Source organism: Streptomyces sp. NPDC044002 (genome assembly GCF_056434525.1).
In genome coordinates this window covers 1-19,305 of record NZ_JBWKEZ010000079.1, presented here as the reverse complement: position 1 = coordinate 19,305, position 19,305 = coordinate 1, and the positions used below count along the sequence as shown (strand labels likewise).

General features: G+C 74.2%; 24 protein-coding genes and 4 pseudogenes. 14 read left to right on the top strand and 14 right to left on the bottom strand.

Translation table 11 applies throughout. The features are described from left to right. Window positions 1–133: 133 nt before the first annotated feature. Window positions 134–568, bottom strand: a complete 435-nt coding sequence (locus AC07A6_RS36160) for a type IV pili methyl-accepting chemotaxis transducer N-terminal domain-containing protein (RefSeq protein ID WP_478779946.1) — start codon at window positions 566–568, stop codon at window positions 134–136. 121 nt (window positions 569–689) lie between these two features. Here AC07A6_RS36160 and AC07A6_RS36155 point away from each other — a divergent pair, with 121 nt between their 5' ends. After that, the gene (locus AC07A6_RS36155; protein WP_478779945.1) at window positions 690–1,421 is read left to right on the top strand and encodes a hypothetical protein; all 732 of its coding nucleotides are present in this window, start codon (window positions 690–692) and stop codon (window positions 1,419–1,421) included. A 58-nt stretch (window positions 1,422–1,479) separates the two neighbouring features. Next, entirely contained in the window at window positions 1,480–2,472 is a 993-nt protein-coding gene (locus AC07A6_RS36150) for a VOC family protein (RefSeq protein ID WP_478779944.1), read from the top strand. A 6-nt stretch (window positions 2,473–2,478) separates the two neighbouring features. On the opposite strand, the gene AC07A6_RS36145 is transcribed toward AC07A6_RS36150, so the two are convergent. Both AC07A6_RS36145 and AC07A6_RS36140 read right to left on the bottom strand, forming a co-directional pair. Next, window positions 2,479–3,081 carry a hypothetical protein gene (locus tag AC07A6_RS36145; RefSeq protein WP_478779943.1) on the bottom strand — a complete coding sequence of 201 codons (603 nt, stop codon included), beginning with the start codon at window positions 3,079–3,081 and terminating at the stop codon, window positions 2,479–2,481. Between the two features lie 122 nt (window positions 3,082–3,203). Beyond that, window positions 3,204–4,799 carry an MFS transporter gene (locus tag AC07A6_RS36140; RefSeq protein ID WP_478779942.1) on the bottom strand — a complete coding sequence of 532 codons (1,596 nt, stop codon included), beginning with the start codon at window positions 4,797–4,799 and terminating at the stop codon, window positions 3,204–3,206. A 126-nt stretch (window positions 4,800–4,925) separates the two neighbouring features. Between AC07A6_RS36140 and AC07A6_RS36135 the strand changes: the two genes are divergently transcribed. Then, window positions 4,926–5,378, top strand: a complete 453-nt coding sequence (locus tag AC07A6_RS36135; RefSeq protein WP_478779941.1) for a MarR family winged helix-turn-helix transcriptional regulator — start codon at window positions 4,926–4,928, stop codon at window positions 5,376–5,378. A gap of 37 nt (window positions 5,379–5,415) precedes the next feature. On the opposite strand, the pseudogene AC07A6_RS36130 reads toward AC07A6_RS36135, so the two are convergent. After that, window positions 5,416–5,631 (bottom strand): annotated as a pseudogene (locus tag AC07A6_RS36130) (oxidoreductase); the annotation flags it as partial. Between AC07A6_RS36130 and AC07A6_RS36125 the strand changes: the two are divergent. After that, a pseudogene (locus tag AC07A6_RS36125) lies at window positions 5,629–5,942 on the top strand (SbtR family transcriptional regulator); the annotation flags it as partial. The pseudogenes AC07A6_RS36130 and AC07A6_RS36125 sit on opposite strands and share 3 nt — an antisense overlap. On the opposite strand, the gene AC07A6_RS36120 reads toward AC07A6_RS36125, so the two are convergent. From AC07A6_RS36120 to AC07A6_RS36100, 5 genes are all read right to left on the bottom strand, one after another. Continuing rightward, window positions 5,908–6,426, bottom strand: coding sequence for a hypothetical protein (locus AC07A6_RS36120; RefSeq protein WP_478779940.1), 519 nt, complete (start codon window positions 6,424–6,426; stop codon window positions 5,908–5,910). The pseudogene AC07A6_RS36125 and the gene AC07A6_RS36120 overlap by 35 nt on opposite strands. Before the next feature lie 2 nt (window positions 6,427–6,428). Next, complete coding sequence (locus AC07A6_RS36115) at window positions 6,429–7,007, bottom strand: zinc metalloprotease (RefSeq protein WP_478779939.1); 579 nt, start codon at window positions 7,005–7,007, stop codon at window positions 6,429–6,431. 77 nt (window positions 7,008–7,084) lie between these two features. Further along, complete coding sequence (locus AC07A6_RS36110) at window positions 7,085–7,432, bottom strand: ArsR/SmtB family transcription factor (protein WP_007261942.1); 348 nt, start codon at window positions 7,430–7,432, stop codon at window positions 7,085–7,087. 175 nt (window positions 7,433–7,607) lie between these two features. Then, entirely contained in the window at window positions 7,608–7,982 is a 375-nt protein-coding gene (locus AC07A6_RS36105; RefSeq protein ID WP_478779938.1) for a hypothetical protein, read from the bottom strand. Window positions 7,983–8,099: 117 nt separating this feature from the next. Further along, window positions 8,100–8,762 (bottom strand): lysophospholipid acyltransferase family protein, encoded by a 663-nt coding sequence (locus AC07A6_RS36100; protein WP_362472324.1) that lies wholly within the window; start codon window positions 8,760–8,762, stop codon window positions 8,100–8,102. A 438-nt stretch (window positions 8,763–9,200) separates the two neighbouring features. Between AC07A6_RS36100 and AC07A6_RS36095 the strand changes: the two genes are divergently transcribed. Further along, window positions 9,201–9,980, top strand: coding sequence for a maleylpyruvate isomerase family mycothiol-dependent enzyme (locus AC07A6_RS36095; RefSeq protein ID WP_478779937.1), 780 nt, complete (start codon window positions 9,201–9,203; stop codon window positions 9,978–9,980). Window positions 9,981–10,007: 27 nt separating this feature from the next. Here AC07A6_RS36095 and AC07A6_RS36090 read toward each other — a convergent pair whose 3' ends face one another. Beyond that, a complete protein-coding gene (locus AC07A6_RS36090) occupies window positions 10,008–10,403 on the bottom strand; it encodes a RidA family protein (protein ID WP_478779959.1) in 396 nt (131 codons plus the stop codon). A gap of 98 nt (window positions 10,404–10,501) precedes the next feature. Here AC07A6_RS36090 and AC07A6_RS36085 point away from each other — a divergent pair, with 98 nt between their 5' ends. Beyond that, window positions 10,502–11,488, top strand: a complete 987-nt coding sequence (locus tag AC07A6_RS36085) for a helix-turn-helix transcriptional regulator (RefSeq protein WP_478779936.1) — start codon at window positions 10,502–10,504, stop codon at window positions 11,486–11,488. 45 nt (window positions 11,489–11,533) lie between these two features. Continuing rightward, a complete protein-coding gene (locus AC07A6_RS36080; protein WP_478779935.1) occupies window positions 11,534–11,791 on the top strand; it encodes a hypothetical protein in 258 nt (85 codons plus the stop codon). A 17-nt stretch (window positions 11,792–11,808) separates the two neighbouring features. Here AC07A6_RS36080 and AC07A6_RS36075 read toward each other — a convergent pair whose 3' ends face one another. Together AC07A6_RS36075 and AC07A6_RS36070 are read right to left on the bottom strand one after the other, a co-directional pair. Next, window positions 11,809–12,702, bottom strand: coding sequence for an NAD-dependent protein deacetylase (locus tag AC07A6_RS36075; RefSeq protein WP_478779934.1), 894 nt, complete (start codon window positions 12,700–12,702; stop codon window positions 11,809–11,811). Window positions 12,703–12,774: 72 nt separating this feature from the next. After that, window positions 12,775–13,278 (bottom strand): GNAT family N-acetyltransferase, encoded by a 504-nt coding sequence (locus AC07A6_RS36070; RefSeq protein ID WP_478779933.1) that lies wholly within the window; start codon window positions 13,276–13,278, stop codon window positions 12,775–12,777. 75 nt (window positions 13,279–13,353) lie between these two features. Between AC07A6_RS36070 and AC07A6_RS36065 the strand changes: the two are divergent. The 5 genes and pseudogenes from AC07A6_RS36065 to AC07A6_RS36045 all read left to right on the top strand — a co-directional run. Then, window positions 13,354–13,883 (top strand): annotated as a pseudogene (locus tag AC07A6_RS36065) (PIG-L family deacetylase); the annotation flags it as partial. Between the two features lie 569 nt (window positions 13,884–14,452). Then, window positions 14,453–15,097 (top strand): VOC family protein, encoded by a 645-nt coding sequence (locus AC07A6_RS36060; RefSeq protein WP_386275637.1) that lies wholly within the window; start codon window positions 14,453–14,455, stop codon window positions 15,095–15,097. Further along, window positions 15,084–15,443 carry a hypothetical protein gene (locus tag AC07A6_RS36055; RefSeq protein WP_362474756.1) on the top strand — a complete coding sequence of 120 codons (360 nt, stop codon included), beginning with the start codon at window positions 15,084–15,086 and terminating at the stop codon, window positions 15,441–15,443. Before AC07A6_RS36060 ends, AC07A6_RS36055 begins: the two co-directional genes overlap by 14 nt. A 29-nt stretch (window positions 15,444–15,472) precedes the next feature. Further along, window positions 15,473–15,613: pseudogene (locus AC07A6_RS36050) on the top strand (SDR family oxidoreductase); the annotation flags it as partial. Between the two features lies 1 nt (window position 15,614). Further along, entirely contained in the window at window positions 15,615–15,773 is a 159-nt protein-coding gene (locus tag AC07A6_RS36045; protein ID WP_478779932.1) for an SDR family oxidoreductase, read from the top strand. A 4-nt stretch (window positions 15,774–15,777) separates the two neighbouring features. On the opposite strand, the gene AC07A6_RS36040 is transcribed toward AC07A6_RS36045, so the two are convergent. Then, window positions 15,778–16,872: a serine hydrolase domain-containing protein gene (locus tag AC07A6_RS36040; RefSeq protein WP_478779931.1), complete on the bottom strand. Its 1,095-nt coding sequence runs from the start codon at window positions 16,870–16,872 to the stop codon at window positions 15,778–15,780. Between the two features lie 136 nt (window positions 16,873–17,008). Here AC07A6_RS36040 and AC07A6_RS36035 point away from each other — a divergent pair, with 136 nt between their 5' ends. Beyond that, complete coding sequence (locus tag AC07A6_RS36035) at window positions 17,009–17,683, top strand: TOPRIM nucleotidyl transferase/hydrolase domain-containing protein (RefSeq protein WP_478779930.1); 675 nt, start codon at window positions 17,009–17,011, stop codon at window positions 17,681–17,683. Between the two features lie 31 nt (window positions 17,684–17,714). On the opposite strand, the gene AC07A6_RS36030 is transcribed toward AC07A6_RS36035, so the two are convergent. After that, a complete protein-coding gene (locus AC07A6_RS36030; RefSeq protein WP_478779929.1) occupies window positions 17,715–18,311 on the bottom strand; it encodes a TetR/AcrR family transcriptional regulator in 597 nt (198 codons plus the stop codon). Window positions 18,312–18,405: 94 nt separating this feature from the next. On the opposite strand from AC07A6_RS36030, the gene AC07A6_RS36025 reads away from it, so the two are divergent. Further along, on the top strand, window positions 18,406–19,194 hold the full coding sequence (locus AC07A6_RS36025) for an SDR family NAD(P)-dependent oxidoreductase (protein WP_478779928.1): 789 nt from the start codon (window positions 18,406–18,408) through the stop codon (window positions 19,192–19,194). The last annotated feature ends 111 nt before the right edge of the window (window positions 19,195–19,305 follow it).

The following is a 19,305-nucleotide window of genomic DNA, read 5'->3' as shown; positions in this document are numbered from 1 at the left end:
GGGGGAGCGGTCGCTCCGTCTCCCTATACCCCCCCCCCCCTCTCCTCCCCCCCCCCCCCCCCCCCCCCCCCCCCCCCCCCCCCCCCCCCCCCCCCCCCCCCCCGGGCCGGGAAGCCAGGAGTTCAGCGTGCCGTCAGCACTTGAGTCCGGTGGCGGCGGCGGTCGAGGCCTCGTCCAGCTTCTGGATCTGCGGCTGGAGCTTGGTGAGGGCGTCCGTGCCGGTGGTGTCGCCCGGCAGGTTCTCGTAGCCCTTCTTCAGGTCCTCGGCGGCCTGCTTGACCGCGTCCTGCTCCGCCTGCTTGAGCTTGGCGACGTTGTCCTTGACGCTGTCCCAGTCCTTCTGGACCGCGTCGTAGGCCTCCTTGACCTGGTCCTTGGTCGCGGACGCGGGGTTCATGGCCTTCAGCTTGGCGTTGTCCGACTTGAGGGCGTTCAGGTCCGTGCAGAGGTCCGCCGCGGCCTTGGTGGCCTGCTCGGCGGCCGAGTTGTCGTCGCTGTTGTCGGAGCAGGCGGCGAGTCCGAACACCGCGCTGACGCAGAGCACGCCGATCACGGGGAATCGCTTCATGGGAGACCTTCCTGGCAGGGACAGAACGGATGTACGAGACATTTCTTGGCGCACTGCAAAACTAAGCAGGGAGGGGGTGCCCCGCATCCGTAGGCCGACCGTTCGATACCTTGACGGGGCCATGCCCGAGAACACGACCGTGCGCGCGCTGTGGGACAGAACCCGTCTGGCGCTGCTGCCCTGGACCCGCGTACCCGCGGACGAACTGCACGCCCGCTCCCTGGAGGCGGTGACCGCGGCGGTCACCGTGCTGTGGGGCGGCTGCGACGACGCCCTCCTCGACGCGCCGGCCACCGACGCACAGGTCCACGCGATCGTCGCCGCCCGGACGGCGTACGGCCTCGGCTGGCGCGACGCGGTGCTCGGCGACGTCGCGGCGGACGCGCGGGCCGCGGGACTGGGCTCGGGCCCGGGCGGCCTGTGGGCACCGGCCGGGCGGCGGCACCCCGGCCGGGGGCGGGCGTTCCGGCCGACCCTCCGCCAGAACCTGGAGTTCTTCGCGAGGCATCCCTGGGCCGCGGAGCTGGAGCACCTGCGGGCCGTGCGGTGCGCCGTCGAGGCCTCCCCCGCCGATCCGCGCGCCGCCCTCACGTCGCTCTACCGCACGGCCTGGACCGACCGGGCCGCCGAGCGCCTGGGATGGGACGACGCCGCCTGGTGGCAGTACCTGTACGTCGGCGAGCTGGCGGCCTGGGCGGTGGTCGCGCTGGGGCTGCCCGCGCAGCACCCGGCGGACGCGGGAACGGCGGTCGAGGACGCCGCCGAGGCGGCGAGCCCGTACGGCTGGACCTGGACGGGGACGGGCCTGCCGGAGGGCTTCCTCGACACTGCCTTCGAGGCGCTGGGCCTGTGAACAGCGCTGCTCCCGAGGCGCGTTGACCGGTGATCGGATGCTGCTTACGGTGGCGCCCATGGGACACGACACCGCTCGCATCCACCACGTCGGCCATGTCGTCGAGGACATGGCGCGGGCGATCGGCGTGTACGAGCGGCTGGGGTTCACCGTGCCGCCGCCAAGCTGTCCGGCGATGCCCCGTCACGCGGGTGCGGAACCCGAGCCCTTCGGCGCCGCCAACACCCATGCGGACTTCCCGGGCTCCTTCCTCGAACTCGCGACCCGGGTGGAGGACGGCCGCGTGGGGAGCCTTCCCGCCGGCACCCGCCTCGTCCCCCTGGAGGCTCCGGCCGACGTCGTGCCCCTGCTCGTGGAGCGGATCGGCGAGACCAGTGCCAACCTGGCGGCGTGCCTGGACCGCTTCCAGGGGCTGCACATCCTGATGTTCTCCTCGCCGGACATCGACGCGGCGGCCGCGCGGCTCACCGCCTCCGGGGTCCGGCACGGCGGGGTCAACACGGTGCGGCGGGCCGCGCCCGAAGGCGCGAAGGTCCCGGTGGAGACGGTCCGCTACCTGGAGATCGACGGGGACGGCCCCGGTGACCGGCCGGGCACGGTCGCGGAGGGCCGGGTGGGTCTCGTCGCCGGCCTGGACCCGGACGTCCAGGGGGCCCGCCGCCTCGACCACCCCAACGGCGCCGTCGCGCTGGTCGAGGCCGTGCTCTGCGTCGCCGACGCGGAACTCGCGGCGGTCCGGCACCGGTACGAGAGCTACCTCGGCCGGCCGGCCCGGCAGGAGGGGCCCGCGCAGGTCTTCGGCCTCGACGGCGCCGCCCTGACGCTGGTGCCCGGCTCGGCCCTGCCGGCCCTCCTGCCGGGCGAGCGCCCCGCCGCGCTCCCGGCGCTCGTCGGCTACGCCGTCGCCGTACCCGACCCGGACCGCGTCCGGGCGCTGCTCCGCGGCAACGGCCTGCCCGTGCGCGAGACGCCGTCCGGCGACCCGTTCGTGCCGGCGAGTGCCGCTCTGGGCGCGGCCGTCGTCTTCCGGCCCCCGGTCAGCGCCCCCTGATTCCGCTCAGGTGCCGAGCGGCCACTGGGCCGGTTCGACGTTGTAGCCCCGGAAGAGCTCGACCGCGGCCGGCTTCTGTCCCGCCGGGATCAGGAACGCGGTGCAGATCTTCTCCGACTGGCCCGGGCCCAGGGTCTTCTCGCTCGGCGTCGAGGGGCAGTCGGCCCACTTGGCGCTGCCCATCAGGACGATCAGGGCGCGCATGCGCAGGCCGGACTCCGTCTTGACCATCAGGTCGCCGTCCATGTCGCCGAGCTTCATGGGCGTGCCGCTCTTGTGGCTGAGGGTCGACCAGACGAAGACGGGGATCTGCGGGCCGTCCTTCTCGTCCTTGCGGAGGCCGGAGTTCTCCATGTCCGCCTCGGTACCGGTGCGGACCTCCAGCGGGGTCACCGTGAACCTGGCGTCCTGCGAGTCCGCCTTCCGGCTCTCCCGGAGCGGGCCCGCCTCGCCCAGCCGGAACGTCTTCCTGTCCTTCGCGCCGGCCTGCGGCGACGCCGGCGCGCCGCCCTGAGCCTTCCCCAGCGGCAGGCCGTTGCAGCCGGTCAGCAGGGCGGCCGCCGTCAGGGCCGCCACCGCCGCCGACGCGGCGCGCGTCCACGTACGCATTCTCATCTCGCCTTTCCCCGGATCGTGCGGCGCTCCGCCACGACCCGCACCTCTGCGTTGCGAGCGGCCATCCTCTCAGAGGTGAGCATGCCAAGACGCCCGCGTCCGGCCGATGGGCGGCCCTACTCGGCGCCGGGCGCGGGGCGGTGGCGGTCCGGCCGGAACCCGACGGCCAGGACCACCGCTCCGGCGAGCGCGAATCCCGCCGTCCAGAGCGCACCGACGTGCATGGCGTGGAAGAACGCGGCGTCGGCCGCCGCGGCGAGCCCGGTGTCGTGCGTGGCGGCCGCCACGTGCCGGGCGAGCTCCGCCGAGACGCGGGCCTGAAGCCGGACCCCGTCCGGGAGGCCGGTGAGGGAGCCGTCGATGGCGCGCCGGTAGACGATCGAGGTGATGGTGCCGCCGGCCGCGATGCCGAGGACGCTGCCGGTCTGGCGCAGGGTGCTGTTGACCGCGCTGCCCGCGCCGGAGCGTTCCAGCGGAAGGGAGCCGAGTACGGCGCCCGTGACGGGGGCGATGACCATGCCGATCGCGGTGCCCTGGACCGCCATGACCGCCGCGTACCAGGCGATCGGCGTGGTGGCCCCGAAGAGGGCGACGGCCCCCATCGCCAGGGCCGCTACGGCGAGGGAGACGGACGAGACGAGCCGTACGGACGTGCGGCGGGCCAGCCGGACGGCGACCGGTGAGCCGACGACCACTCCGAGCGCGGCCGGGAGCCCGAGGAGCGCGGCCTCGAACGCCGAGTAGTGGCGGGCGCCCTGCAGGTAGAAGGCGAGGTAGAACGAGCCGGAGGTCAGGGCCAGGAAGACCAGCATCAGGGTGAGGTTCCCGGCGGCGAACCGGCGCTGCGCCAGCAGCCGGGGGTCGAAGCTCGGGTGGGCGATCCGCAGCTCGGTGACGACGAACGCCCCGATCAGGGCGATGCCCGCCACGGTGGAGCCCCAGACGCCCGGGTGGGCGAAGGACGCGTCCTGGCCGGCCCGGATCAGGCCGTACGCGAGGAGGCCGAGTCCGCCCGTGGACAGGGCCAGCCCGGCCGGGTCGAGGGGCCGGACCCGCGGGCTGCGGAAGTTGGGTACGTACCGCGCGACGAAGCCGAGGCCCATGAGGACCACCGGTACGTTGACCAGGAACACCGACCCCCACCAGAACGCCGCGAGCAGCACCCCCGCCAGGATCGGCCCGGCGGCGAGGCCTACGCCGGCGAAGGACGACAGCGTACCGAAGGCGGCCGGCCGCTCGGCGGGCTCGAAGGTCCAGCTGACCACCGCCATGGTGGCCGGGACGATGAGCGCGGCGCCGGCTCCCATCACGGCGCGCCCGGCGATGAGCTGGGCGGGGCCGGCGGCGTAGGCGGCGAGGACGGAGGCGGCTCCGAAGAGGGCCATGCCGGCCAGCAGGGTGTTGCGGTGGCCGAAGCGGTCGCCGAGCGCGCCGCCGGTGAACATCAGGCCGGCGAAGGCCAGCGTGTAGGCGCCCGTGGCCCACTGGAGCTGGCCGGGGGTGGCGCCCAGGCCCCGGACGGGGTCGGACAGCGTCTCGAAGGCCGTGGACAGGATGGTTCCGTCGAGCCAGATGAGGAGCTGGGAGAAGACGAGGACGCCGAGGACGAGACGGCGTCGGGCCGGCGGGAGGGGGGACCGGGCCCCTTCGGGAACGGAGACCGCTGCCGACGGGTGTTGCGGTGTCGTGGGCGGTTGCGTGGCGGATGACATGCGTGACTGCCTTCGGATCGGGGTGGGTTCGGGCACGGCCGCGGCGTATCATCGTCAGGTACCTGACGGCCCGTTCATCGTGACAAGTCGTCAAGTACCTGTCAATCATGATTTTGGAGGTCGCCGATGGGCGAGCAGACGCAGGGCCGGGTACTGAGCTTCCTGGTCCGCCAGACCTGGCTCAACATGCGGGCTGCCATAGGGACCGAACTGGCGGAATTCGGGCTCACCGTGCCGCAGTTCGCGACGCTGATGATGGTCCGGGCGTCCCCGGGGATGTCCGTGGCGCAGCTGGCCCGCTCGGTGGGGAGCACCCGCCAGGCCGCGAACGAGATGCTCGCGGCCCTGGAGCGCGACGGCCTGATCACCCGTTCCCCGCACCCCACCGACCGCAGGACGCACCAGCTGCACGTGACCGACCTCGGGGCCGTGCGTTACGAGGAGGCCTTCCCGGCCGTCGTGCGCCGGGAGGCCGAGCTGGAGGAAGGGCTGCCTCCGGGGCAACGGGAGGCAGCCCTCGCCTGGATGTCGGCCGTCACGGCGGGCTGCCGGGAGCCGGTGGACGACTGCGGCCAGTGAGCCGGGGAGCCGGCCCCGGGCCTCCCGGTCGCGTTCCGGCCTGGGCGGTGGGCCGCACGACGATCTCGCCGACGTCGACGCCGTCGGGCTGCCCGATCGCGTAGCCGATGGCCGAGGCGACGGCGGCGGGCGGCATGGCGATCCGGTCGCGCTGCCGGATCATCGCGGCCGCGACCTGGGGACCGGCGCGCTTGCCGATGCCCTCGGTGTCGGTGAAGCCGGGCGAGACGAGGGTGACACGTAGGTCGGGGCCCTGCGCGCCTGGACCCGCCTCTTCCTGGACTGCGTCACCGCCAAGTACGGGATGATCGACGCGCTGCGCGCCATCGCGGCCACGGGGGGGGCGACCCCTGCGGCCACAGCCGGGAGATGATCCGGACCGCCATCGCCTCGCTGATGGACGCGTGCCCGGCCGCCGGGACGATCCGTACGGACATCAGCGCCGCCGACGTCGCCGCCGCCCTCGAAGGCATCGCCCTCACCTCGGCGGGTGCCGGGCACCGCGGGCAGGCGGAACGCCTGCTGGACCTCACGCTGGACGGCCTGTCGGTCCGCCGTCCGTGAGGACTCCCGCCCCCGGGGCCGGTCGCGTCCGCTCCACGGCCGCCGTCCAGGCGGCGAGGTCCGCGGGGGTGGCCGGGCGGGGTTCGGCGTCGTAGAGCTGGGCCACGCCCTCCTCGGGGCGGGTGGCGGGGTTCGTCGCCCAGATGTACGTCTGGCCCACCAGGTACTTCCGGTCGGACTCGTCGCTCTGGCTCACCAGCATCTCCCCCGAGGCACTGCCCTTGAGGACGCGTTCGACGCGTACGCGGTAGGCGTCGGACGGCAGCCCTTCGACGGTGCGGCGGCCGAGGTCCTCGACGACGGTGCCGGTGAAGACCGCGGTGGCCTCCGGGGCGACGAGGACCGGGTCGGTGGTGTCGAAGGCGTGGACGGCCTCGCTGACGGCGTGCGCCTCGCGGTACCGCTCCCAGCCGAGCCAGGCCCCGCCGGCCAGCACCGCCGTGGCGGCGGCCGGGACGGCGGCCGCGAGGAGGAGCCGGTTCACGGTCACCCCCACAGCCGGCGGTAGGCGGCGCGGTCGCCGGCGGTGATCCGGTCGATGCCGAAGCGGGCGGCCTCGGCGTTGTCGGCCCACATGATCGAGCCCGCCTTCGTGCTCTTGTGGCAGAACCCGAGCGCGTGGCCCAGCTCGTGGGTGACGACGCGGCGCCGGTGCGCGGTCGTGCCGCGGGCTCCTCCGTCGTCGAGGTAGTGGCGGTTCATCGTGATGCTGTCGGTGCCCGGGCGCCCGGTCCAGCGGGCGAGGACGTTCTTCCAGTCACCGCCGCTCGACCGGGTGTCGTTCCACTCCAGGTCGGCGACCTCCGAGGCGCTGTCCGGCCGGAAGCCGACCTTCCTGAGGCCGCCGCCGGTCCACTGGCCGACGGCGTAGGAGCGGGCGTCGTCGAAGACGGTGTCGTCCTCCCAGGCGATCACCCCGTGGTCCACGGAGGACCGCCCGCGGGAGTCGTGGCCGGAGGGGACGCACGCCTCGGGACCCCGTCCGAGGGCCGGCCCCGGGTGCGGCAGCGACAGCAGGACCGTCGCGGCGGTGGAGGCCGCCAGCCCCGTCAGGAAGAGGAACACCCGGGAAAGTTACCCAACGTGAGGCAGCGGGCACAAAACGCGCCCGCCGCCACTGCCGGCCGAACGCTGATTCCGTCCTACATGCGGGCGGGGGCGGGGTCGGAATCGTTCAGCTCGGCGATCAGGGCGTTGCGGCCGGCCAGCATCTCCGTGAGGATCCGGCGGGCGGCGCGCAGGAGTTCGGCGACGTCGCCGCCGGCGAGGGCGTACGTGACGGTCGAGCCCTCGCGGGTGGAGACGACGATGCCCGAGCGGCGCAGGACGGCCAGCTGCTGCGACAGGTTGGACGCCTCGACGTCGATCTCGGCCAGCAGGTCCCGTACGGGCATGGGGCCGTCCTGGAGAAGCTCCAGCACACGGATACGCACCGGGTGACCGAGCATCCGGAAGAACTCTGCCTTGGCCTGGTACAGCGGGACCTGCATTCCCACGACGCTCCTTTTCCTCTTCGAACGGTCTCCGGCTCGGGCGGGGATCGCCACCCCCACCCATCGTCGCGTCCTGTCGGCCCACGCGGAACCGATGATGACCGGTTTCACATGTTCCGAGTTGAAGAGTTCTTCAACTCATGGGCATGCGTGGGCCCGACGGACGCCGCTGCTAGACCTCCAGCTCGGCCTCGATGCGGCTCAGCTGGTGGCGGGCCATCGCCAGGTTCGACCTGCCCCGGTCCAGGACCAGGTAGAGGAACAGACCGCCGCCGGAGCGACTGCGCCGGATGCGGATCAGGTGGTACTGACCGCCGAGCGTGATCAGCATGTCCTCGATCTCGTCCTGCATCCCGAGCATGTCCATCGTGCGCGTCTTGGCCCGGATGACGTCGGTGTTCCCGGCGGCCGCCACCGTCAGGTCCAGGTCCTTGCCCCCGCCGAGCGTGCCCAGGGCCATCCCGCTGGCGTAGTCCACCAGCGCCACCCCCAGGGCCCCTTCGATCGAGGTCATCGCTTCCTTCAGTGACACTTCCACGTTCGCCATGACTGTCCTCCGCTGGTGTCGTGTGCCGGGCGCGGCACGGATCTTCCGTACCGGGACGCTACCGATCGCCCGGCTCCGTCTGGCGGGATCAAAGGAATTGGCCGAATTCCGCCGCTGTCACGCCACGTACGCGGCGGGCTCGCGCAGACGCGCCGCCGCGGTGCGCCAGGCGTCGGTCACGGCGGCGTGCGCCTGGAGGGTGCGGGCGGCGGTGTCGCCGGTCAGCTCCAGCGGGCGCCCGACGTGGACGTGCAGCCGGGGCCGGCGCAGCGGGGCGGTGACGAGGCCGGCGACCTGCTTGGCGGCGCCTCCGGATGTGATGCGCCGGGACCCGGCCTGGCCCACGGGTACGACGGGCGCTCCCGTGCTCGTGACGAGCCGGGCGAGGCCGCTGCGGAAGGCCAGGGGCGCGGCCTCGGCGGCGTCGCGGCGGGAGGGGATGCCGCCCTCGGCGTACATGAGCACCGACCGTCCCCCCGCGAGGGCGGACGCGGCGTGGTCGAGGGCCTCGGCGGCCCGCCGGTCCCCCCGGTGGACGGGAATGTGTCCCTCGCGGACGAGCAGGCGGCCCAGGAGCGGGGCGCGCCACAGGCCCGCGGCGGCCATGACGACGGGTTCGACACCGCAGCGGCGCAGAGCGGCGAGGACCACGGCGGGGTCGGCGAGGGAGGTGTGGTTGGCGACGATGACGCTGCCGGGCGGCACGTGGGCGCCGGGCTCCGTGGTGACGCGGACGTGTCCGAGGGCGGGGACGAGGAGCTGGGCGAGGCGGCTGAGCATGGCGTTCTTTCCCGTTCGTGACGGCGTCCGCGACGACTGCGAGGACTGCGGCGACTGCTCCCAGGGTCGTCAACGCGCGCCCGGCCCGCCTGAGTCGCCGTACTCAGGCGGGCCGGGTCGCCCTACCCAGAACGCCGGAACGGGCGGGGACCGCCGCGGAGTTCCTCGGGGCCGACGAACCCGGTCTCGTCGCGGCCGGCGGTGAGGAACGCGTCGACCTGCGGGGCGGAGGCCAGCCGGGCCCGCCAGGCGCCGAGGACCTCGCTCGGGCTGCGCGCTCACGGGCTCCTCCAGGCGGGTCGTACCCTCACGGTAGCCGCCCGGCCCGGGGTCCGGCCGGCGCCCGCGTCGGACCGGCGGCCGGGAGCACGGCCCGACAACGTCCGCCGGCGAATTAATCGTTGTCCGATCAGCTGATCATGATGGTAGACAGGCGCCGTGCAGAACACTTTTGAATTCACCGACCTCCTGCGGCTGATAGACGAACGGTCGACCGCGTTCCGTGCCGTGGTGGCCTCCGCGCCCGACCTCGACGTGCAGGTACCCAGCTGCCCCGAGTGGACGCTGTTCGACCTCGTCCGGCACCTCGGCGGCGGCGACCGCTTCTGGGCAGCCATCGTCGCCGCGGGTCCCGCCGACGCTCCCCCGGCCGGGGCCGCCGAGGCGCGCGCCGCACTGGTCGTGCCCCGGGAGCGCGAGGCGCTGGCGGCGTGGCTGGACGAGTCGACGCGGCAGCTGCTGGACGCGCTGCGGGAGGCCGGCCCGGACAGCGGCTGCTGGGCGTGGTGGGAGGACGTGCAGTCCCCGCTGACCGCCGGGACCGTCGCCCGGCACCGGGCCCAGGAGAGCGCGGTCCACACCTACGACGCCCAGCTCGCCCTGGGCGCGCCGCGGCCGCTGCCGGACGAGGTGGCGCTCGACGGTGTCGAGGAGTTCCTGACCACCTGCGTCGCGACCTCCAGCCCTTGGCCGCACAAGCCCGCCGCCATCGACTTCCGCACCACCGAGGGCCCCGCCTGGCGCCTCACCCTCGACGGCTCCGGCGCGCGGGTCGCCCGTCTGCCGCTCGCCGCCGACACGACGGCGCAGGCCGGTGTCCTGGGCACGGCCAGTGAGCTGGTCCTGTTCAACTACAACCGCATCCCGGCGGATTCCGTGCGGATCGACGGAGAAGCCGAGCTGTACGACCAGCTCCGCGACTGGGACCCGTCCGCCTAGGGGGTGTCCGGCCCGGGTCCCGGAGCGTCACGCGACGGCGGTCCCCTCCAGCTCGACCATCAGGCTGGGGATCGCCAGTCGCGTCACCCCGAGCAGCGTGCTGGCCGGCGCCACTCCGGCGGCGCCCAGCCGCGCCGCCAGTACGCCGTAGTGCCGGTAGAGCAGGTCGGCGTCGGTGGTGTAGACGTTGAGCCGGACGAGGTTCGCCAGGGACATGCCCGCCTCGCCGAGCACGGCCTCCAGGTTGTCGACGCTCAGCGCCAACTGCGCCCCCATGTCGCCCTCGTGCTGCGGCTTGCCCTCGGCGCTCATCGCGGTCTGCCCCGAGATGTACAGGGTCCGCGTGTGCCCCGAGACCAATTCACCCTGGTTGAAGCCGAATTCCGTCGACCACGCCACCGGGTTGACCGCCGTTCGTTCCATCGCCACGTCAGCTCCGTTCGATCCACTGGGAGTAGGTGGGTAAGAGCCTGCCAAGGAATCACGACATCCTCGGTCAGGTATTCGGTTAGGGTTCCGGCATGCGCGCCGATCGGCTGGTCTCGCTGGTGCTCCTGCTGCGGCAGCGCGGCCGGCTGACCGCGGACACCCTGGCCCGCGAGCTGGACGTGTCCACCCGCACCGTGCTGCGCGACATCGAGGCGCTCTCCGCGGCCGGTGTCCCCGTCTACGCCGAGCGCGGCCGGCACGGCGGCTTCTCGCTGCTGCCCGGTTTCCGGACCGAGCTGACCGGACTCAACCACGACGAGGCCCTCGCCCTCCTGACCGCCGGATCGGGGCGCGGCGAGCTGGTGTTCGGTCTGGGCTCGGCGCTCGCCTCGGCCATGCGCAAGGTCGTCGACGCGCTGCCCGAGGGGCATCGGGCGGTCGCGAGCGACGCGGCCCAGCGGTTCCTCGTCGATCCCGAGAGCGATCTGCTCTCGCGCCGGACCGCCGCCGGCGACGAGACGTCCGGCACCGTGTTGACCGAGGTCCGGCGCGCGGTGCTGGCCGGGCACAAGCTGCGCGTCCACTACGCGGCCGCGGGCGAGGCGCCGCGCTGGCGGACGGTCGACCCGATCGGGCTGGTCACCGTACGGGACCGCGGCTACCTGCTGGCCACGAGAGCGGGCGCCGACCGCACCTACCGGCTGTCGCGGGTGTCGGCGGCCGAGGTGCTCCCCGAGGCGGCGGAGCGGCCGGACCAGGTCGATCTGGACCGGATCTGGCGGGAGCGCTCCGCGCGGTTCCTCGCCGGCGGGGAGCACCTCACCGTACTGGTACGGGTGGACCCGGCACGGCGGGAGGAGCTGCTGGACACCGCACTGGCCGTCCGCGCGGAGGAACCCGGCACGGACGACGGCTGGGTACGGCTGGAGTTGACCTTCCAGGACGCGCGGCACGCCCAGTGGGCGCTGTGGCAGCTCGGGCCGGACGCGGAAGCCCTGACTCCGCCGTCGTTGCGCAGGGCCCTGCACGACCGCGCCGCCGCGCTCGCCACCCGTTACGCCGACCCGTCGGCCCGCTGATCACCTGGAGGCAGGCATGAGTCCGCCCGGGCCGCCGTGGCCGGGGTGCTCGCGGAGGACGCCCGGGTCGTCGAGGTGCTCGGCAGCGGCGCGGCCGCCCCGGGAGCGCCCGAGCCGGGTCCGCCGGAGGTCCTGCGCGGGATCCGGCACCGGGCGGTGGTGCTCGGCTTCACCGGGGCGGGGGCGCGCACCCGGTGGCTCTCGCACGAGCAGATCAGCGGCAGCGTCCTGGCCGCCGTCCACGCCCCGCGGGACGGCCTGCACGTCCGGGTCCGTCCCTGGGAGCACCGGCCCTCGGGCTGAAGGCCGTCCCTTCCGGATCAGGCCGCGCCCGGTACGGGAACGTCCAGCCGGGCGGCCACGGTCGTGAGGGCCGGCCCCAGGGGGAGGGCGACCCGGGCGGCGGCGTGCCGGTCGCCTCGGGTGGGGTCCCGGTTGACGATCAGTACCGGCTTGCCGGCCCGGGCCGCCTCGCGGACGAAGCGGAGCCCGGACATCACGGTCAGCGAGGACCCCAGGACCAGCAGTGAGGCCGCCGTGCCGACGAGTGCGCGGCAGTGTTCGACCCGCTGCGGCGGGACGGATTCGCCGAAGAACACCACGTCGGGCTTGAGGATGCCGCCGCAGCGCGCGCAGGGCACCACCCGGAAGTCCGCGACCTGCTCGTCCGTGAGGTCGGCGTCACCGTCCGGGTTCATCGCGGCGGCCACCGGCGCGAATCCCGGGTTGGCCTCCTCCAGCCGGCGGGCGAGTTCGCCGCGCGGACCGGCGGCGCCGCAGGAGAGGCAGACGACCCGGGCGAGGCTCCCGTGGAGCTCGACCACCGGGTCGCTGCCGGCGGCCTGGTGCAGGCCGTCGACGTTCTGGGTGATGACCCCGGCAAGCAGGCCGCGGCGCCCGAACGCCGCCACCGCCCGGTGCCCGGCGTTGGGCCGGGCCCGGCCGAAGGTGCGCCAGCCGAGGTGGCTGCGCGCCCAGTACCGGCGGCGGGCCTGGGCGCCGGCGGTGAAGTCCTGGTAGGTCATCGGGGTGTGCCGGGTCAGGCTCCCGCCCTCGCCGCGGTAGGCGGGGATGCCCGACTCGGTGGAGATTCCGGCCCCGGTGAGCACCAGCACGCCGCCGGCGGCGAGCGCGTCGGTGACGGGGCCGAGGTCCGTGGTGCCGGGCGGCAGGTCCTCGGTCGGGGTCCAGCTCAGGGTGGGGCGCGTGCGCATGCCGCCAGCGTACGGAGGACGGGGCCGGCCGTCTCGTCCGGAGCGGCGCGGGCCCGGCCGGTCCGGTCCCGGTCAGGGCAACGGGCGGGTGAGCCAGACCACTTCACCGCTGTCCTCCGTGGACACGTGGTCCCGCTCGAACCCGAGCTTGTCCAGGACGCGGAGGGAGGGTGCGTTCCACGCGCCGACGGTGGCCCAGACCCGCTTGCGCCCCGTCGCGGCGGCGGCGTCGAGCACCGCGCGGGCCGCCTCGGTGGCGTAGCCCCGCCCGTGCGCCCGCCGGAACAGCTCGTAGGCGATTTCGGGCTCCTCCAGGCTGGAGCGGCCGATGATCAGCCCGCAGTAGCCGATGAAGTCTCCTCCGTCGCGGCGCTGGATGGGCAGCAGGGCGATCCCGGTGGTCGCGGTCGCGGTGAGCAGCTCCGCGATGGCCGTCCGGATGCGCTCGACGGTGGGCGCCTCCTTGCCGCGTTCTTCGAGCAGGGCACAGAACTCGGCGGCGTCGGACTCGGCCCAGGGCCTGAGTATCAGCCGCTCGGTTTCGAGGTGGAAGGGCATCGTCTCGTACGTGGACATGCCCCCACTCTGCCCCACGGATGATCACGCACCGCAGCGGGAGGGGTGGGCGCCCCTTCCTCGGGGTACAGGAAGATGCCCGTCCGGCCGCCCCGCCAACAGGAGGTACCCGTGCCGCTGCCCAGCCTGCTCGGCGTGTTCGCCCACCCCGACGACGAGGCCCTGGTCGCCGGCGGAGTCCTCGCCCAGCACTCCGCGTCGGGTGCGCGGACCGCCGTCGTCACGACCACCTGGGCGCCCGGCACCCCCGGGCCGCAGAACTGGCCGACGCCCTCGCGGCGCTCGGCGCCGGCGGACCGCGCATGCTGGGGTACGCCGACCACCGCGTCCCGGACTCCGCCCCCGGCCGGCCCCGACTCTGCGACGCCCCGCTCGACGAGGTCGTCGGGCGGCTCGTCGGCCAGCTCAGGGGGTTCCGGCCGCGGATCGTCGTCACCCATGACGCGTACGGCCAGCTCACCGGGCACCCCGACCACCGCCACACCCACCGCGTCACGGTCCTCGCGGTGGCCGCCGCCGGGCTGGAGCACCTCTACCCGGAGGCGGGTGCCCCCTGGCAGCCCCACGCCCTGTACGCGGCCACCCACCCGCACTCCGCCCTAGGGGGTGTCCGCAAAGTGGCGCCTGCCCCGCGACGCCCGGCACGCGCTCTCGCCGCACCGGGCGAAAGACCGAGTACGTCCAGTACGAGGTCTTCCGCCCGGCACGCCGAGAGCACGCACCGGACGCCGCAGGGCCCGCCCTCCGGGCGGACGGCGCCACTTTGCGGACACCCCCTAGCCGACCTCGCGCCGCTGCTGGCCGGCGCCGGCAAGTCCACCCTGAGCGTGCCGGACCACCTGGTCGGCGCCACGGTCGACGTGCGCCCGTGGCTCGGCGCCAAGTGGGCCGCGGTCCTCGCGCACCGCAGCGAGGTCGCCCGGGAGCGGGCGCTGCCCGGGATCCTGTCGCGCCTGCCGGCCGGGACGCGGAACCGCGTGATCGGCACCGAGTACTTCATCCGGCTCCACACCCACCCGGCCGCGCGGGGGCTGACCGGGCTGGAGCTGTGAGCCCCTGGGACGGGCGCTGCCGAGGGGCACGCCCCCGGGGGATTCCCCTTGTGCTCGGCGTGCCCGGTCGGCAGGGTGTCCGGAGTGCCTGCTGATCTTGCTTCGAGGGTTTGGGGGAACCGGTGCTGACCGGGATCGTGATCGACGCGCTGGACGTCGTACGGATGGAGCGCTTCTGGCAGGAGGCGACGCGGGGCCGGACGGGCGGTCTGCGGCTGCGGTTCGTGCCGGCGGCCGCGCCCAAGGCGGGCAAGAACCGGCTCCACCTCGACCTGGCCGGGGGCCCGGACTGGGAGGCGGAGGTGGCACGGCTGCTTTCGCTCGGGGCGACCCGGGCCGACATCGGCCAGGGGGACGTCCCCTGGGACGTGCTGGCCGACCCGGAGGGCAACGAGTTCTGCGTGCTGCGCCCCGGCCACCCCGGCGTGCTCGCCGGCTCCGGACTCGTCGCGGTCTGCCTCGACATCGCCGAGGAGCACCGCCACGCACAGGAGGCCTTCTGGCCGCCGCAGTCCGGCTGGAACGCGGTCGAGTCCCAGGACTGGGGCTTCCGGCTCCGCCGGACTCCCACCAGCCCGGTCTCGCTGGTGATGGGGCCGCCCGCGGCGCCGAAGGCGGGGCGCAACAGGCTGCGGCTGGAGACCGCCCATCCGGGCCGGGAGCCGGGCGAGTTCCTCGACGCCGGCGGGAACGAGTTCCACGTCACCGGCGCCCGCCCCGGTCCGCCCCCGGCCCACGACGGAGGTCCCGGCGATGAGGACGCGTGACCTGAGGTTCGGCCTGTACGCGGACGAAGAGGGGCTGGCCTGGGTGCGGGAACTCGTCGGGGAGGCGGTGGCCTGCCGCAGGGCCCGGATCACCGGAGAGACCCTCTCGACGGACACCCTCCCCCACAGCGAGCTGCCGACCGCCGACATGTACGACCTCCTGGCGGAGCAGTGGGCCGTGGAACACCCCGGCGAGGACAGCGGCGCACGGCGGCTCGTCGAGCTGCGCGTCCACCTGAGGTGCTCCCTGCGCACGTGGCGGGCGGTCCACAAGACGGTGATCGCGACGATGTGCCCGGCGGGTACGGCCCCGCACGTCTGCCGTGTTCCGTGGATGGCGGCCTGACGGCGGCCTGATGCCGGAAGACGGCGGTCATGACGGCAGCGCACGGGACCGCGTCAGGGACCGGCCGGCCGGTCGCGTTGGTGACGGGCGTCGGGCGCACCGTCGGGATCGGCGCCGGCATCGCCCGGGTGCCGGCCGGAGCCGGCTGGGACATCGCCTTCGCCTACTGGGATGTCCGACGGCGTCCGCGAGCACGTGCTCGGCCGCACGCCGCTGGGCCGCCTGGGCACCCCGCGGGACACCGGCCGCCTGGTCGGGTTCCTCTGCTCGCCGCAGGGCCAGTGGATCAACGGGCAGCGGCTCAAGAACGACGGCGGGTTCACCGCCTGACCGCTCACTTCGTCCAGATGTCCAGGAGCCGGTTCGCCGCCCGGAAGTGGTCGGGCGGATCGGCGTTGCACACCACGGTGACCGCGGTGTTCCGGTCCGGGCTCACCTTGAAGGTGCTGTGGAACTGTTCCCAGTCGCCCCGGTGCACGAGGCTGCCGTCGGGCAGCACGAGCATGCCGGCCCCGTACCGGCCTGCCTCGATGCCGCGCGGGCGCAGGACGTCGCCGACGCTGACCGCTCCGTCGGTGACCGCGGCGAGGAGTTCCTTCCCGCCGACGCGGCCGGTGCGGTAGTTGTCGGCCCAGCGGACGAGTTCTCCGGCGGTGGTCTGGACGGATCCGTCCCCGTACTGCTTCCAGGGGGAGGAGTTCGGGGTGTAGGAGCCGTCCTTCCCGTCGTAGGACTTCGCCTTGCCCGGGACGTCGGCCGCCGGGGCGAGGGTCATGCGCAGGTGCAGCGGGGTGAAGAACTCCTGCTGGAGGAAGGCCGGGAAGGGCTCGCCGGTGACCCTTTCGACGACGTGCGCGAGGAGGACGTAGTTGGAGTTGGAGTAGGAGAAGCCCTTGCCGGGTGTCCGCTCGGGCCGTGAGGCGAGGATGGCCGCGAGGGCTTCCTCCTGGCCGGCCGGGTCGGTCACCTCGACACCCTTGGCCTCCAACAGGTCCTGGTAGTCGGGGATGTGGCTGGTGTGGCGCATCAGGTCGCCGAGCGTGACGTCCCGGGTCCAGGCGGGCGGGTCGTCGAGGTAGCCGGACAGGGGGTCGTCGAGCGCGAGCCGGTGCCGTCCGGCGAGCAGGAGGACGGCGTCCGCGGTGAACTGCTTGGAGTTGGAGGCCATGTCGAAGACCGTCTCCGGGGTGATGGCACGCCCGGTCGCCAGGTCGGCCTCGCCCCTCCCCGCCTCCCAGACGACCTCGCCGCGCTTGCCGACCGCGGCCGCGCAGCCCGGGCCGTCGGGGGAAGGCACCAGTTCCCGGAGGACCTCCGCGCTGCGCTGCTCGCGGTCGTCGCCGCCGTAGGCCTGCGGGGTCAGCAGTCCGGCGAGCGCGGCCACGACGACGGCTCCCCCGGCCGTGCACTGCGATGCCGTCCGGTTCACCCGGACCACCTCCTTCCCTCCTTCGAGCGTCCCCCGGCGGCCGTGCCGCAGCCAGTCGATCAACAGCGGCCGGACCGTCCCGGGGCGCCGCGGAAAATGAGTGCCGCCCAGGACGGGGGTGCAGCACAATCACCGCATGGCAGACATGGGGGTGTTCCGGAACGCGGTCGCCGACTGGGCGGCGGACGGCGACGGCGGGCCGGCCGGGGAGCCGGCCGCAGAACCGGCCGCAGAACGGGCCGCGCGACTGGCCGCGGAGCTGGGTGTCGCGTCGGTGGTACTGGTCGAAGGGCCCAGCGACCTCGCCGCCGTCGAGACCCTGGCGGCCCGCCTGGACCGGGACCTGCCCGCCGAGGGCGTCTGCGTCGTCTCCATGGGCGGAGCCATGAACGTCGGCCGCTACGCCCGGCTCCTGGGCCCGCCCGGACTGGGACTGTGCCTCACCGGGCTGTGCGACGAGCGCGAGCACCCCTACTTCGACCGCGGCTTCCAGCGGGCCGGGGCTCCCCGCCACGAGGTCTTCGTCTGCGTGGCGGACCTGGAGGAGGAGCTCATCCGCGCGCTGGGCGCGCAGCGGGTGGAAGGGGTCATCGAGGCCGAGGGGGACCTCGTCCCCTGGCAGACCTTCGTCCGCCAGCCCGCGCAGCGGGGCCGCGACCCGCACCACCGGATGCGGCGCTTCCTCGGTACCAAGAAGGGCCGCAAGATCCGCTACGGGCACCTGCTCACCCAGGCCCTCGACCTCGGCCTACTCCCCACGCCTCTCGACGCGCTGCTCACCGCCCTGGGCCCGGCCCGCGCCGGACGCTGAGCGGCGGGGCGCCGGCGCGTCCTGGCCGCCGTCACCGGCCGGGACGGGCCATGCCGGTCAGCAGTACCTCCAGGGCCAGGTCGGTCGCCTCCGTCAGCGGGGTGTCGTCGAGGAGCGAGCCGAGGGCCAGCGTCGCCAGGCCGTGGACGGTGGAGAAGGCGACCTGGGCGAGGCGGGCCGGGTCGCCCTCGCGGACGAACCCCTCCGCCTGGGCCTGCGCGATGAGCGCGGCAGTGGTGTCGAGGCTGTGGTGCCCGAGCTCCCTGAGCTCGGCGCTGGAGTCGTCGGCGCGCTTGGCGCTGAACATCAGGTTCAGCAGCGGCGCGTGGGTGACGGCGAAGTCGACGTAGGCCCGCCCCAGGGCGGCCAGGCGGTCCGGCACCGGTCCGGGCGCCTCGGCGGCGGCGCGCAGGCGGGCGTTCAACCGCGTGAAGCCGCTGACGGCGAGGGCGTCGAGCAGGGCCTGCCGGTCGCGGAAGTGGCGGGAGGGCGCGGCGTGGCTCACGCCGAGGTCGCGCGCCAGGGCCCGGAGGGACAGGCCCTCCACGCCCGATTCGGTGAGGACGGTCTCCGCGCGCTCCAGCAGGGCGGTCCGGAGGTTGCCGTGGTGGTAGGGCCCCTCGGTCAAGGCGGGCTCCCCTCTCCTGATGTTGTCATTGACTACAATGATGTCGCCGCCTACATTCATGTGCGTCCAACACGTGGAAACGGAGCAGCCGACGATGCCTATGACATACCAGGGGACCGTCACCCTGATCACCGGGGCGAGCGCCGGGCTCGGCGTCGAGTTCGCCCGCCAGTGGGCCGCGCGCGGAGCCGACCTCGTGCTCGTCGCCCGCCGCCTCGACCGGCTCGAAGAACTCGCGGCGGAACTGGAGAAGCGCCACGGCGTCACCGCCCACGTGATCGCCGCCGACCTCGCCCGCCCGGGGGCCGCGGCCGCGCTGCGCGCGGAGCTCGACGCCCGCGGGATCACGGTGCACTCCCTCGTCAACAACGCCGGCTTCGGCAGCCACGGCCCGTTCGTCGGCCAGGACGTGGCGCAGATCAACGAGATGATCCAGCTCAACGTGACGGCCGTCGCCGAACTCACCCGGGCGTTCCTGCCCGACCTCGTGTCCGACGGCCGGGGTGCGCTGGTGAACGTGGCGAGCGCGGCGGCCTACCAGCCGACCCCCGCGATGGCCGTCTACGGCGCCGGAAAGGCCTTCGTACTGAACTTCACCGAGGCCGTCGGCTACGAGACCCGGCATTCGCCGCTGCGGGTGCTCGCCGTGTCGCCGGGACCGGTCAGCACCGAGTTCTTCGACGTCGTCGGCAGCCGGGACGCGGCCGTCGGCCGGATGGCCACGCCCGAGCAGGTGGTGACCGCGACTCGACGCGCCCTGGAGCGCGCCAAGACCCCGCCCAGCATCGTGGCCGGCCTCGCCAACCGCGTCTCCGCGGCGGCCGCCGCGCTGACGCCCCGGCGCCTCACGCTGGCGGTGTCGGGACGGGTCCTGAAGGCCTGAGGCCTGAGGTCTGAGGCCGCCGCGTACGCACGGGAACGCCCGGCCGAGGGTCTCGGCCGGGCGTTCCCGGTACGTCTGCTGTGATGCCCGCTGGTGGTTTAGTACCAGTGG